Consider the following 16,498-nt stretch of genomic DNA (forward strand, 5'->3'; position numbering starts at 1 on the left):
TTAGTCCGCGATCACGATCCTGACCCCGTCCTCGGCCGCGTCGGTAGCGTCGCCCGGGCTGACGAACCAGTGCGTGACTTCGCCGTCGGCGAGATCGCCGCCGAGGTCGCCGTTCGGGAGGACCGAGAGGGCGCCCGCGGTGGTGGCGGCCAGGAATTCCAGCAGAGCCGCCCGGCCGGATGAGGCGACGGTGAACGTGGTCGACTCGTAGTCGATCTCGTACTCCTCGCGCACCCGTTCGGCCTGGGCGAGCGCCTCGGTCTGGGTGACCGCGACGACGCCGCCCGCCGTGGAAACGACGAACGCCGGGTGATCCGCACCGAGCGGGCGCGCCCGATCCGTGTAGGACACCGGATGCGACGCCGCCGCGGCGAGCTCTTGCCGCACCTGCGGGTCGGCGGGTACCAACCAGCGAATGTCGCTGTCGGCCACCGGTTCCAGGGCGATCCCGAACCCGGCGCCCGCCGCCGACAGCTCCGCCGCCGACAGATCGCCCGCGAACAGGCAGGCCGCACCGGCCTTCTGCACCGCCCACACGGCGACCACGGCGTCCACCGAGCGCGGCAGGGTCACCGCGACGACGTCGCCCGGCCCCGCACCGCGATCGATCAGTACCCTGGCCAGCTGCGAGGAGCGCCGATCCAGCACGTGGTAGGCGACCTCGTCGCCGTCGGCCAGGAGCGCGGGCGCCTCCGGGTCCTCCTCGACGACCTCGCCGAGCACCTTGGCCACCGTGCGCGCACCAACCCGGCCGACCGGCTCCTGCACGGAAGCTGTTGCCGTGATACCGGATTCGACCAGCAGCTGGGCCCGTTCGTCCGCATCCAGAATATCGATGTCGCCGATCAGGGAATCCGGATCGCCGACCAGCGCGTCCAGCACCCGGACCAGGCGCGCGGAGAGGATTTCCACCTCTTCCGCAGTGAACCGGCTGCCCAGATACTTCAGGATCAGCTCGATGGTGGACTCCGCGACCACCATCAGCGTCATCGGATAGTGCGTCGCGTCGTTGAGGTCGACACCAGTGACCGACATGCCGTCGATCGAGCTGGCCGCCGAAATCGCTTCCTTGTCGATCGGATACGACTCGAACACCACCAGCGTGTCGAACAACGACCCGGTACCCGCCACCCGCTGGATGTCGGTGAGCCCCACGTAGTGGTGCTCGAGCAGGTCGGCCTGATCGTGCTGCAACCGCTCCAGCAGCTTGCCGACGGACTCGCGGTCATCGATCCGCAGCCGCACCGGCAGCGTGTTGATGAACAGACCCACCATGGACTCGACGCCGGACAGCTCCGCCGGACGGCCGGACACTGTCGCGCCGAATACCACATCGCCGCGACCGGTGAGCCGCCCGAGCAGAATGCCCCACGCCGCCTGCACCAGCGTGTTCACCGTGACGCCGAGTTCGGCTGCGTGCTTGGTGATCCTGCGGGTGCGGTCGGCGTCGATCTCGGTGGTCAGCTTGCCGATCTCGTAGTTCTCCGCGGCACGCGGCTGCGGCGCGAGCTGCGTCGGCTCGGTGAGTCCGTCCAGCGCCGACGCCCAGACGCGCAGCGAGGCGTCCCGGTCGCGCCCCGCCAGCCAACCGAGGAAGGTGCGGTAGGACGCCACCCGCGGCAGCGACGTCTGGTCGCCGCGGACCGCGTACAGCACCAGCAGATCCCGCAAGAGCAGCGGCATCGACCAACCATCCACCAGGATGTGGTGGGTAGTGATGGCCAGGTGCCACTGCGACTCGTCGCTGCGGAACAACGTGAACCGCATCAGCGGCGAGACGGTCATGTCGAAGCGCGTCGCCTGCTCGGCCGTGACCTGCCTGCGCAGTTCCGCGGTCCGCTGCTCGGCGGGCAGCCCGGTGAGATCCACCTCGCGCCACGGCGCCTCGACCCGATCCAGCACCACTTGCACGGCCTGTCCGTCGGAGTCGGTGACGAACGCGCTGCGCAGATTCGGGTACCGGTCGATGATGCCCTGCGCGGCCGCGCGCAGCCGTGCGACGTCCAGCGTGCCGCCCAGGTCGACCACGGCCTGAACGGTGTACACGTCCACGGTGGACTGGGACATCAGCGCATGGAACAGCAGACCGGACTGCAGCGGCGAGAGCGGCCATACCTCGGCCAGCGCCGGGTAGTTCCGTTCCCACAGCTCGATGTCGGTCTGGCCGACCCGGACCAGCGGCATGTCCGACGGCGTGAAGCCACCCGCGCCCGGCCGCCGGGCATGCGTGGCCAGCGCGGTCAGCGCCTCGACCCAGAGGTCGGCGAACTCCTGCACCTGTTCCTGGCCGAGCAGCCCGGTCGGGAAGGCGAACGACGCACTCAGCTGCGGGCCGTCCGCGCCGTCGGTGACGATCGCGTTGATGTCGATCGTCGCGTTGGCGGGCATGTCGAGGTCCATGTCGACATCCAGCTGACCGAGGTCGGCCACCGGCACCCAGCCGATCTCGGCTAGCTGCTCGTTGTCCCCCCCTGCCGACATCCGGCCCAGGTAGTTGAAGCTGATCTGGGCTGCGTCGGATCCCGCCCTGTTCCCACCCGCGCTACCGAGGCGCGGGGCGGTTTCCGGGTTCAGATGCCGCAGCAGGCCATAGCCGAGGCCCTTGTCGGGCACCACGAGCAACTGCTCTTTGATCGACTTCACGATATCGCCCAGCGCGGCGCCACCGGCGAAGGCGTCTGTGAGGTCCGCGCCGGCCAGGTCCAGCCGGACCGGGTAGGCGGTGGTGAACCAGCCGACGGTGCGCGAGAGGTCCGCGCCGGCGACGACGTCCTCTTCGCGACCGTGGCCTTCCAGCTTGATCAGCACCGAGTCGTGTCCAGTGGCAGCGTCCGCGGGTCCCGCTGTGGTTACGCGAGCTGCCGCCTCCGAACCGGTCGCTCCTGCCGAGCGGTCGCCGCGCCAGCGGACGACGGCCATGGCCAGAGCCGACAGCAAACCGTCGTTCACGCCGCCGCGGTAGAGGCCGGGAATCGCGGTGAGCACCGCATCGGTGATCTCGGCGGGCAGTGTGACCTCGACTCGCTCGACGGTCGCGTTCGTGTCGACTTCGGGGTCGAACGCACGCACGCCGAGCAGTGGGTCCGAGGTGGCCGAAACCTGCTGCCAGAACGGCAGTTCCGCGACCCGTTCCGGCGCACGCGCCGCGTCGAGGAGGCTGTGCGCCCAGCGCCGCATCGAGGTGCCGTTGGCGGGCAGCGCCACCGGCTGACCGGCAACCAGTTGCGACCAGGCGACCGCGAAGTCCGGGATCAGGATGCGCCACGACACGCCGTCGATCACGAAGTGGTGCGCGGCGATCAGCAACACGTCGCGCCGCTCACCGTCGAAGGCGAACCAAACGAACTGCGCCATCGCAGCATTCGCCGGATCGAGCCGGCCCAGCGCCGCGTCCAGCGCCTCGGTGCCGACCCTGGTGAGCTCCGCCTCGTCGATGTCGACGGCCAGCTCCACCCGATGCACCAGCGCATCGATGTCGACCGCACCGCGCGGCAGCGCCTCGAACGTCCAGTCCGCGCCGGTGCGGCGCAGGCGCGACCGCAGCACGTCGTGATGGTCGAACACGGCCGCGATGGTGCCGACCAGGGTCTCCCGATCGATGCCCTCGGGCAGTCGCAACGCCATGGTCTGCGAGAACCGCTGGTAGGACGAGCCGCTCGCAAGAAATTGCGTCATGATCGGCGACAGCGGGATCTCGCCGACACCGCCGCCGGGCAGTTCCTCCAGCTTCGCCTGTTCGGGGCCGCCGAGCGTCGCGATCTCGGCCAGCGCGGCCACGGTGCGTTGCTCGAAGACGTCGCGCGGGGTGAAGGTCACCCCACGCGTCTTGGCCCGCGACACCAACTGGATGGAGACGATGCTGTCACCACCGAGCGCGAAGAAGTCGTCGTCCAGGCCAACCCGGTCGATGCCGAGCACATCGCCGACCACCTCGGCGATCACCTGTTCGGTGGGGTTTTGCGGGGCGCGGTAGGCGCGGGTCTCCACGGCTGGTTCGGGTAGTGCTTTGCGGTCCAGCTTGCCGACCGGCGTGAGCGGGATCTCGTCGAGCACGACGATCGCCGCGGGCACCATGTACTCCGGCAACGTCCGCCCGATCCGTTCGGTCAGCACGGCAGGCTCCAGCGTCGCCCCCTTGGCCGGCAGCACGTAGGAGACCAGCATCGTCGCGCCGGAACCGGCTTCGCGGCCGACCGTGACCGCGAAGTCGACGCCCGGCTGCGCCGCGAGCGCAGCATCGATCTCACCGAGCTCGATGCGGAAACCGCGGACCTTCACCTGGAAGTCGTTGCGGCCCACATACTCCACCACCGGGACGCCCCCGGCCCTGCCCCAGCGGACCATGTCGCCGGTGCGGTAGAGACGATCACCAGGCGCACCATACGGATCGGCGACGAACCGCGCCGCCGTCAGTCTCGGTCGCGCGTGATAGCCACGCGTCAACTGGATACCACCCACATAGAGTTCGCCCGCAACACCTTCAGGCACCGGACGCAGCCTGCTGTCGAGCACCAGCGACCGCATGCCGCGGATCGGACCGCCGATGGTGACCGGGTCGCCAGGCCGCAACGCGTCACTGATGTTGGTCATGATCGTCGTCTCGGTGGGCCCGTACCCGTTGTGGAACGCCCGCTCGGACACCCCGACCCACTTGGCCGCCAGATCAGCGGGCACCGCTTCGCCGCCCGCCACGATCGCCCGCATACCCGACAACGCGTCCGAGTCCAGCGACGCCAGAACCGACGGGGTGAGGAAGGCGTGCGTGACACCCTCGGCACGGATCAGGTCGGCCAGTGCCTCACCGCCGAAGGTCAGCGGCGGCGCGACCACGAGCCCGCCCGCCGAGCCGAGCGCGAGCAACAACTCCAGCATCGACGCGTCGAAGGACGGGGATGCGAACGCCAGGGCCCGCGAATCCCGGTCCAGGCGATACCGCTCCACCTGCTCGGCGCTGAAGTTCGCCAGGCCGGCATGGGTGACCACGACGCCCTTGGGGAGACCGGTGGAACCGGACGTGTAGATCACGTACGCAGTGTTTTCCGCCCGGATCACACCGTGCCGCTCGGAATCGGCGAGCGGAAGATCCGACTGCGCCTGCACTTCGGCCTCGAACTGCGGATCGTCCAAGGCCAGCCAGCCGGCACCGCTGGTGATCGGCGGCAGGGCAGCGGCTTCCGCGACGATCGTGAGGCCGAGCTGCGCACCCGAGTCGGAGACCATGTGCGCAATGCGGTCGGCCGGGTAGGCCGGGTCGACCGGCAGGAATGCGGCACCCGACTTGGCCACCGCCCACACCGCGAGCACCGACCGGATCGACCGCGGAATCGCCACGGCCACCAGCACCTCCGGACGCGCGCCACGATCGATCAGGACGCGCGCCAATTGTGTGGAGGCGGCATCGAGTTCGGCGTAGGTCAACGAGGTGCCCTCGAAGACGACTGCCGGACCGTGCGGATTCGCAGCCGCCGCGGCCGTCATGAGCTCCGGAAGAGTGCGCGGCCGCACTGCTGGGCCACCAGCCCGAGTGAGCAGGTCAGTACGCTCTGACTCCTCCAGGATCTGCAGGTCGCCGACCGGCTGCTCTGGTTGGGTGGTGATCGCGTGCAGCAGTCTGGTGAACCGTTCGGCGAAGACTCGCACGGTGTCTTCGTCGAACAGGTCACGCGCGAAGGAGAACTCCGCGTACATGCCCGCGTCGTCGGGGTTGTGTCCTGCCTCCCGCATCGTCAGTGAGAGATCGAACTTCGCGGTGTCGACATCGAAATCGACCGCACCGACCCGCAACCCAGGCAGCTCGAAACTGCTCTCCGGCAGATTCTCGAACGACAACGCCACCTGGAACAACGGATGCCGTGCGGTGGAACGCTCGGGATTGAGCAACTCCACCAACCGCTCGAAAGGCAGATCCGCGTGCGCGAACGCCTGCAGATCGGCGTCCTTCGTTCTGGCCAAGAACTCGCCGAAGCTCAGATCGCCGTCCACCTGTGAACGCAACACCAACGTGTTGACGAACATGCCGATCACATCATCGAGCTCAGCCTCACCACGACCAGCCACCGGCGTACCGATAGCAATATCGTCGGTACCGGACATACGAGCAAGGAACAACGCCAACGCAGCGTGCACCACCATGAACAGCGTCGCGTTCTGCTGTCTGGCGATCTCGGTCAACGCACGATGCAACCCGCCCTCGATCGGGAACACCACACGCCCACCAGCAAACGACTGCGTCGTCGGACGCACCCGATCAGCAGGCAGATTCAGCTCATCGGGCAACCCCGCCAACGCGGCACGCCAATAATCGGCCTGCCGCGAGATCAAGCTCTCGGGGTCGGCCTCGGAGCCGAGCACGTCACGTTGCCACAGACTGAAGTCCGCGTACTGCACCGCCAACGGCGCCCACCCAGGCTCCACGCCAGCCGAGCGAGCCGCGTAAGCCACCATCACATCACGAGTCAACGGACCCATCGACCAACCATCCGCACTGATGTGATGCGCGACGAACACCAGGACGTACTCGGTGCCGGCTCCCGCTCCACCGGCAGCGTCGGCTCCCGCCGCGGCATCCCCGGTGACGCGGAACAGCTTGGCCCGCAACGGAACCTCAGCGGTCACGTCGAATCCAGCGGAAACCACCTCGATGATCCGCTGACGAATATCCTCAGCAGCGACGATTTCCGGTGTCAGGTCCGGGACCGCCCGCTCCGCGGGCAGAATCACCTGATACGCCGCCCGACCCTGCTCCGGATAGACCGTACGCAAGATCTCGTGCCTGGCGACCACATCACCAACAGCCTGCTGCAACGCGGCAACATCCAGATCACCGGACAAACTGATCGCCGCCGGGATGTTGTAAACGGATGAGGCCGCATCGAACCGATTCAGGAACCACATCCGCTGCTGCGCCAGCGACAACGGAATCTGGGACGGCCGCGGACCAGCCTCCAGTACCTTGCGGCCACCAGCGCCGGCATGCTGCTCGACCTTCGCCGCGAGTCCGGTAACGGTGGATGCTTCGAACAACACCCGCAACGGAACCCGCGAATCCAGCGCAGCACCGATACGCGCCACGACCTGCGTGGCGATCAGCGAGTTACCACCCAACCCGAAGAAATCATCATCCACACCGACCCGCTCGATTCCGAGCACGTCAGCGAACACACCCGCCACGATCTCCTCGACCGGTGTCGAAGGAGCACGGAACACCTTCGCTTCGAACTCCGGTGCAGGCAACGCCTTCCGATCCAACTTGCCACTGGTGTTCAGCGGGAACGCATCCAACACGACGACCGCCGCCGGAACCATATAAGCAGGCAGAACCTCACTGATCGCCGACCGCAGCGCCACTGGATCGATCTGGTCCCCTGGAACAGCGACGACGTAGGCCACCAGTTGGTCACCCAGTGACGAAGGCGCCACCAACGCCACCGACTGGCTGATGGCTGGCTGCGCCAACAATGCCGCTTCGATTTCTCCCAGCTCGATCCGTTGGCCCCGGAATTTCACCTGGAAATCGGTACGTCCGATGTACTCCAATCGATGCGGGAGATCCGCGACCGGCTCACGCCACACCACGAGGTCACCGGTGCGGTACATCCGCTCACCGACTGTGAACGGGCTCGCCACGAACCGGTCCGCCGTTAAATCCGGACGAGCCACATATCCGCGCGCCAGTTGGTCACCGGCGAGATACAACTCGCCGGAGACACCGGCCGGGACCGGTCGCAGCCGTGAGTCCAGTACATACACTTGGGTGTTCCACTGCGGCCGTCCGATCGGCACGGTCCGTTCGTCGCGTCCGTCTGCGGGCCAGTACGTCACCGATACCGCGGCTTCGGTCGGCCCGTACAGGTTGTGCAATGACGCGTCCGACACGCCCTGCCATGCGGCTACCGTCTCCGGGGGCAGCGCCTCACCGATCACAAAGACATCCCGCAGTGTCGGAATCGACCCGGGGGTCACGTGCGCGGCGAACACCGCCAACATCGAGGGTACGAAGTCGGTGACCGTGACCTGCTGCGTGACAACGGTTTCCGCGACGTATACCGGATCCCGATGGCCATCATGGGTCGCGACAATCAGCTTCGCGCCTGCCCGCAGTGGCATGAAGTAGCCCCACAGTGACACGTCGAACGTCGTCGCGGTCTTCTGCAGATACACATCTGCCGGGCCCAGCGGGTACTCCGCAAGCATCCACTCGATCTGGTTGTTGATCGCCGCGTGCGAGACCGCGACGCCCTTGGGGCGACCGGTCGATCCGGACGTGAAGATGACGTACGCCGGATTCGCCGGCGTTACCGGATGCAACAACTCCTCGCCGCGCACCGGGGCACCGGAGAACCCGTCCAGGTCCACCGCATCCATGGGCAGCACCGTCGTACCATCCGGCACCGGCACTGCATCCGCCGTCGTTGTCACCACACAAACAGGTGCAGCGGTGTCGAGGATATGGGTGATGCGTTCGGCTGGATGATCCGGATCCAGCGGCACCCACGCGCCACCGGCCGTCACGATCGCATACATGCCGACGACCAGGTCCAGCGAACGCCGAACCGCCAACCCCACCAACGACTCCGCGCCCACACCTTGCGCAATCAACAACCGCGCAAGCTTGTTCACCCGTGTATCGAACTCGGCATAAGTCAGCTCGACACCCTCGAACACCACAGCCACCGCATCCGGATCCGCAGCAACCGCACGCCGATAACCATCCAGCAGCAACTCCGACGCCACCACACGATCGGTATCGTTCCAACCCGAAACCAACCGACCCCGCTCAGTCGCGGCAAGTAATTCCAGATCACCCACCGCGCTACGTGGCGCAGCGATGATCTCACCCAACAAGCGAATGAACCGCTGGGCGAATCCCTGCACAGTGCTGTGGTCGAACAGATCGGTGGCGTAGGTGAACACACCGGCGATGCCGGTAGGCGCCCCCGACTCGTCGTACTGATCGGCGAGGACCAGATGCAGGTCGAATTGGGAGATCGCAGTGTCGAAGTCCACTCCTGACACTGTCAAGCCGGGCAGTTCGAGCGTGGTCACGGCCAGGTTCTGGAACGACAAACCCACCTGGAACAGTGGATGCCGCGCCGTCGAACGCGCGGGGTTGAGTACCTCGACGAGCCGCTCGAACGGCACGTCCGCATGCGCGAACGCCTGGATATCGGTCTCACGCTGACGTGCAAGCAGGTCCGTGAATGCCGCACCGGAATCCACACGACTACGGAACACCAGTGTGTTGATGAATGTCCCGATCAGATCGTTGAGCGCGGTCTCGCCGCGGCCCGCCATCGGTGTGCCGATCGCGATGTCGTCGGTGCCCGACAACCGAGCCATCAACACCGCCAGCGCCGTGTGGACCACCATGAACAGTGTCGCGCCCTGGGACTGCGCCACCTCGATCAGCCCACGGTGGGTGTCGGCATCGATACCCACTTCCACCGTGCTACCGGCGAAGGACTGCATCGCCGGGCGCGGCCGGTCCACCGGCAGGTCCAATTGTTCCGGCAAATCTGCCAGTGCTGTGCGCCAGTAGGCGACCTGATCCGCCATCATCGAACCTGGATCGTCTTCGCTGCCCAGCAGTTCACGCTGCCAAACACTGTAATCGGCGTACTGCACCTCGAGCGGAGCCCAGCTCGGTGACTCGCCCGCAGACCGTGCCACGTAGGCAGTCATCAGATCCCGCACCAGCGGCCCCACCGACCAGCCGTCACCGGCGATGTGATGCACCACCATCGCGATCACATACTCCGGGGTGGCCGTGGCGTCTTCGATCTCGAACAACGCCACCCGCACCGGCACCTCACCGGTGACATCGAACTGCGTCGAAACCAACTCCACCACAGCGGGCTCGACATCCACAGCAGCGACGGACCGCTCCATCAGCGACAACTCCGCCTGAGTCGGCAACAAAATCAGCTGTACCGGGTCGCCGTCAACCGCCGGATACACCGTACGCAGTACCTCGTGCCTGCCCACCAGATCCGCGATCGCTGCACGCAGCGCCGAAACATCCAACAAGCCGGTCAACCGGACCGCGATCGGCAGGTTGTAGGCCGTGGACTGGGTATCGAACTGATTCAAAAACCACATCCGCTGCTGCGCCAGCGACAACGGAACCCGTTCCGGGCGCCGACCAGCCGCCAACGCCAAACGCCCGACAGTGCCCGCCTGCTGTTCAACCCGAACCGCCAACGCCGCGACCGTCGACGCCTCGAACAACACACGCACCGGAACACGCGTGCTCAACATCTCACCAAGGCGTGCGGTGACCTGCGTGGCGATCAGCGAGTTACCACCCAACCCGAAGAAATCATCATCCACACCGACCCGCTCGATTCCGAGCACGTCAGCGAACACACCCGCCACGATCTCCTCGACCGGTGTCGAAGGAGCACGGAACACCTTCGCTTCGAACTCCGGTGCAGGCAACGCCTTCCGATCCAACTTGCCACTGGTGTTCAGCGGGAACGCATCCAACACGACGACCGCCGCCGGAACCATATAAGCAGGCAGAACCTCACTGATCGCCGACCGCAGCGCCACTGGATCGATCTGGTCCCCTGGAACAGCGACGACGTAGGCCACCAGTTGGTCACCCAGTGACGAAGGCGCCACCAACGCCACCGACTGGCTGATGGCTGGCTGCGCCAACAATGCCGCTTCGATTTCTCCCAGCTCGATCCGTTGGCCCCGGAATTTCACCTGGAAATCGGTACGTCCGATGTACTCCAATCGATGCGGGAGATCCGCGACCGGCTCACGCCACACCACGAGGTCACCGGTGCGGTACATCCGCTCACCGACTGTGAACGGGCTCGCCACGAACCGGTCCGCCGTTAAATCCGGACGAGCCACATATCCGCGCGCCAGTTGGTCACCGGCGAGATACAACTCGCCGGAGACACCGGCCGGGACCGGTCGCAGCCGTGAGTCCAGTACATACACTTGGGTGTTCCACTGCGGCCGTCCGATCGGCACGGTCCGTTCGTCGCGTCCGTCTGCGGGCCAGTACGTCACCGATACCGCGGCTTCGGTCGGCCCGTACAGGTTGTGCAATGACGCGTCCGACACGCCCTGCCATGCGGCTACCGTCTCCGGGGGCAGCGCCTCACCGATCACAAAGACATCCCGCAGTGTCGGAATCGACCCGGGGGTCACGTGCGCGGCGAACACCGCCAACATCGAGGGTACGAAGTCGGTGACCGTGACCTGCTGCGTGACAACGGTTTCCGCGACGTATACCGGATCCCGATGGCCATCATGGGTCGCGACAATCAGCTTCGCGCCTGCCCGCAGTGGCATGAAGTAGCCCCACAGTGACACGTCGAACGTCGTCGCGGTCTTCTGCAGATACACATCTGCCGGGCCCAGCGGGTACTCCGCAAGCATCCACTCGATCTGGTTGTTGATCGCCGCGTGCGAGACCGCGACGCCCTTGGGGCGACCGGTCGATCCGGACGTGAAGATGACGTACGCCGGATTCGCCGGCGTTACCGGATGCAACAACTCCTCGCCGCGCACCGGGGCACCGGAGAACCCGTCCAGGTCCACCGCATCCATGGGCAGCACCGTCGTACCATCCGGCACCGGCACTGCATCCGCCGTCGTTGTCACCACACAAACAGGTGCAGCGGTGTCGAGGATATGGGTGATGCGTTCGGCTGGATGATCCGGATCCAGCGGCACCCACGCGCCACCGGCCGTCACGATCGCATACATGCCGACGACCAGGTCCAGCGAACGCCGAACCGCCAACCCCACCAACGACTCCGCGCCCACACCTTGCGCAATCAACAACCGCGCAAGCTTGTTCACCCGTGTATCGAACTCGGCATAAGTCAGCTCGACACCCTCGAACACCACAGCCACCGCATCCGGATCCGCAGCAACCGCACGCCGATAACCATCCAGCAGCAACTCCGACGCCACCACACGATCGGTATCGTTCCAACCCGAAACCAACCGACCCCGCTCAGCAGGCGCCAGAAGATCGATATCACCCACCGGCACCGCGGCGTCCGCAATGATGGCATCAAGCACCATGACGAAGCGGTCCGCGAACCCCTGCACCGTCGCCTCATCGAACAAATCAATGGCGTAGGCGAACTCGGTGAGGATCTCCGCTGGTGTGCCGTCTTCGGCATACCGGTCGTACAGGGTCACCTCCAGATCGGTCTTAGCCAGTTGCATATCGAAATCGACTGGGCTGGCGGTCAATCCGGGCAGTTCCAACGTCGTCTCGGCGTAGTTCTGGAACAGCAGACTCACCTGGAACAGCGGGTTGCGCGCGGTGGAGCGCACCGGATTGAGCACCTCGACAAGCCGCTCGAACGGCACATCCGCATGCGCGAAGCCCTCCAGATCCCGCTCCCGCACACCCGCGAGCAGGTCACTGAATCGCATACCACCATCAACCTCGGTGCGGAACACCAAGGTATTGACGAACATACCGATCAGGTCATCGAGTTCACGCTCACCACGACCGGCGATCGGCGTACCCACCGCAACGTCGTCGGTCCCGGACAACCGGGCAAGCAGCACCGCCAACGCCGCGTGCACGACCATGAACAACGACGCATTGTTGGCCCGCGCCAGTTCCTGCAGGCGCCTATGCCGGTTCGGCGAGATCTCGAAGCGAATCGCCTTGCCCTGGAACGACTGCGCGGGCGGACGCGGGCGGTCCGTCGGCAGCTCCAGCTGCTCCGGCAGACCGGCCAGTGTGGTCTTCCAGTAGGCAACCTGCTGGGCGGCCAACGACTCCGGGTCTTCTTCGGAACCGAGCACCGCACGCTGCCACACCGCGAAATCGGCGAACTGGACCGGCAGCGGCTCCCATTGCGGGACCTCGCCGTTCACCCGGGCCAAGTAGGCCGCCATCACATCGCGGGCCAGCGGACCCGTGGACGCCCCGTCGCTGGCTATGTGGTACACGGAGAAGGCGACCACATGCTCGACGGTATCGGATTCCGTCCCGTGCTCATCCGGGATGATGCGGAACAGCGCCACCGACAGCGGCACCTCGACGGTGACATCGAAGGAGACACGGGCGAACTCGATCAGCTTCTGCAGCAGATCCGCCTCGGCCACCTCGACCGGGACGAGCACGGGCACCGTCTCCGCCGCCGGGTGAATCACCTGGTGCGGACCATCGACCGAACGCGGGTAGGTGGTGCGCAGCACCTCATGGCGGGCGAAGACATCACCGATCGCCTGGCTGAGCGCGGCCACATCGAGGGCACCCGACAAGCGCACCGCGAGCGGAATGTTGTCCACCGCGGAGGTGCTGGTGTCGAACTGGTTGAGGAACCAGTACCGCTGCTGGGCCAGCGAAAGCGGAACCCGTTCCGGTCGTTCGCCCGCGACGAGCCGCGGCCGAGCCGTGCCGGATCCGGCGTTGTGTTCGACCCGAGCGGCCAGTTCGAACACCGTCGAGGCATCGAACAGATCGCGGACCGCCAGCTGGGTGTCCAGCGCCGCGCTGAGGCGCGAGGTCACCTGGGTGGCCAGCAAGGAGTTGCCGCCGAGTTCGAAGAAGTTGTCGTCCAAGCCGAGCCGGGTGACGCCGAGCACGTCCATGAAGATGCCTGCGACGATCTGCTCGATCGGCGTGGACGGCGCGCGAAACACCTTCGCCTCGAACACCGGCGAGGGCAGCGCCTCGCGGTCCAGCTTGCCGACCGGAGTCAGCGGGATCTCGTCGATCACCACGATGGCCGTGGGCACCATGTGCGGCGCCAGGCTGCGCGACGCGTACTCCGTCAGCCGCGCGGTGTCGATCTCGCGGCCGGCTGCCGCCAGCACGTAGGAGACGAGAATCGTCGCGCCCGCAGCGGTCTGGCGGCCGAGCGTGATCGCGTACTCGACGTCCTCGTGCTTGCCGAGCACGGCATCGATTTCGCCGAGCTCGATGCGGAAGCCGCGGATCTTGACCTGGAAGTCCGAGCGGCCGACGTAGTCCAGCTCCCACTGCACCGACGGCACCGCGGCGTTGCCCTCCCGCTCACCGGGTTCGGCGAACCAGCGCACCACGTCACCAGTGCGGTACATCCGCGCACCCTCATTGCTCCACGGGTTGGCGACGAACCGTTCCGCGGTGAGGTCGGGGCGGTTGTGGTAGCCGCGCGCCAGCGCGCCACCGGCCAGGTACAGCTCGCCCGCGACACCCGGCGGCACCGGATTGAGCCGGTTGTCCAGCACCAGGGCCGACATGCCGAGCACCGGACGTCCGATGGTGATGTGCCTGCCCGGGATGAGGCTGGCGTACGACGAGATGATCGTCGTCTCGGTCGGGCCGTAGGCGTTGAAGTACTTGCGACCCGGCCCCCACTTGGCCAACAGTTCCGGCGTAGTGACGTCGCCGCCGACGGAAGCGACCTCGAGCGCCTCCATCCCTTCAGGATCGACGGTGCCGAGCACCGCGGGGGTGATGATCGTGTGCGTCACCCGCTCGGTGCGCAGCAGCTCGGCCAGCTCCGAGCCGCCGATGATGGTCGACGGCACGATCACCAGCGTGGCACCGATGTAGGCGGCACACAGCCATTCGAGCACCGAGGGGTCGAAGCTCGGCGAGCAGATGTGCAGGAAGCGGTGGTGCGACTCGAGGTGGTACAGGTCGGTCGCTACGCCGGCCAGACCGCCCATACCCGCGTGGGTCACGGTGACGCCCTTGGGCATACCGGTCGAACCCGAGGTGTAGATGACATACACCGGGTGCCGCATGGACAGCGAGGAAATCCGGTCCGCGTCCGTCACGGGCTGGGCGGACTGGCGCTCGACCAGGTCGCCGAACTCCGGATCGTCCATCCGTAGCCACTCGACGGTGCGCGGCAGCCGGTCCACGTACTCGCTCGCGGTAATGCCGATGACCGCGCCGGAGTCGTTGACCATGTGCCGCTGACGGTCTTCGGGATAGGTCGGGTCGATCGGCACATGCGCGCCGCCCGCCTTCGCCACCGCCCAGAACGCGGCGACCATCTCGTAGGAGCGCGGGAATGACAGCGCCACCATGCGTTCCGGTCCGACGCCGTGCGCGATGAGCACCCGCGCCAGGCGCGAGGAGTACTCGTCGAGCTCCCGGTAGGTGATCGACCTGCCCTGGTATCGGACCGCGATCTGCTCTGGGTCCAGCTGCGCGCCACGCGCGAGCAGGTCCGGCAGCAGACCGGTGGCCATCACGTCCTCGCCGTGCATGTGCGTGAGCAGTTCGTACTCGGCCGTGTCCAGGATCTGCAGGTCGCCGACCGGCTGCTCTGGTTGGGTGGTGATCGCGTGCAGCAGTCTGGTGAACCGTTCGGCGAAGACTCGCACGGTGTCTTCGTCGAACAGGTCACGCGCGAAGGAGAACTCCGCGTACATGCCCGCGTCGTCGGGGTTGTGTCCTGCCTCCCGCATCGTCAGTGAGAGATCGAACTTCGCGGTGTCGACATCGAAATCGACCGCACCGACCCGCAACCCAGGCAGCTCGAAACTGCTCTCCGGCAGATTCTCGAACGACAACGCCACCTGGAACAACGGATGCCGTGCGGTGGAACGCTCGGGATTGAGCAACTCCACCAACCGCTCGAAAGGCAGATCCGCGTGCGCGAACGCCTGCAGATCGGCGTCCTTCGTTCTGGCCAAGAACTCGCCGAAGCTCAGATCGCCGTCCACCTGTGAACGCAACACCAACGTGTTGACGAACATGCCGATCACATCATCGAGCTCAGCCTCACCACGACCAGCCACCGGCGTACCGATAGCAATATCGTCGGTACCGGACATACGAGCAAGGAACAACGCCAACGCAGCGTGCACCACCATGAACAGCGTCGCGTTCTGCTGTCTGGCGATCTCGGTCAACGCACGATGCAACCCGCCCTCGATCGGGAACACCACACGCCCACCAGCAAACGACTGCGTCGTCGGACGCACCCGATCAGCAGGCAGATTCAGCTCATCGGGCAACCCCGCCAACGCGGCACGCCAATAATCGGCCTGCCGCGAGAACAGGCTCTCGGGGTCGGCTTCGGAGCCGAGCACGTCACGTTGCCACAGACTGAAGTCCGCGTACTGCACCGCCAACGGCGCCCACCCAGGCTCCACGCCAGCCGAGCGAGCCGCGTAAGCCACCATCACATCACGAGTCAACGGACCCATCGACCAACCATCCGCACTGATGTGATGCGCGACGAACACCAGGACGTACTCGGTGCCGGCTCCCGCTCCACCGGCAGCGTCGGCTCCCGCCGCGGCATCCCCGGTGACGCGGAACAGCTTGGCCCGCAACGGAACCTCAGCGGTCACGTCGAATCCAGCGGAAACCACCTCGATGATCCGCTGACGAATATCCTCAGCAGCGACGATTTCCGGTGTCAGGTCCGGGACCGCCCGCTCCGCGGGCAGAATCACCTGATACGCCGCCCGACCCTGCTCCGGATAGACCGTACGCAAGATCTCGTGCCTGGCGACCACATCACCAACAGCCTGCTGCAACGCGGCAACATCCAGATCA

1 protein-coding gene (only partly in view) is annotated in these 16,498 nt (G+C 66.2%); it reads right to left on the minus strand.

The genetic code is table 11. The annotated features are described in order from the left end of the window. A protein-coding gene (locus OH799_RS20515) for a non-ribosomal peptide synthase/polyketide synthase (RefSeq protein WP_406266500.1) crosses the window boundary here: on the minus strand, positions 1-16,498 show its final stretch. Its footprint extends 21,227 nt past the window's final position; 16,498 of the gene's 37,725 nt are visible here — the last part of the coding sequence; its start codon lies off the right edge, out of view; it ends in the stop codon at positions 1-3.

Origin of the sequence: Nocardia sp. NBC_00881 (assembly GCF_045207455.1) — a bacterium.
In the GTDB taxonomy this organism is placed as follows: Bacteria; Actinomycetota; Actinomycetes; order Mycobacteriales; family Mycobacteriaceae; genus Nocardia.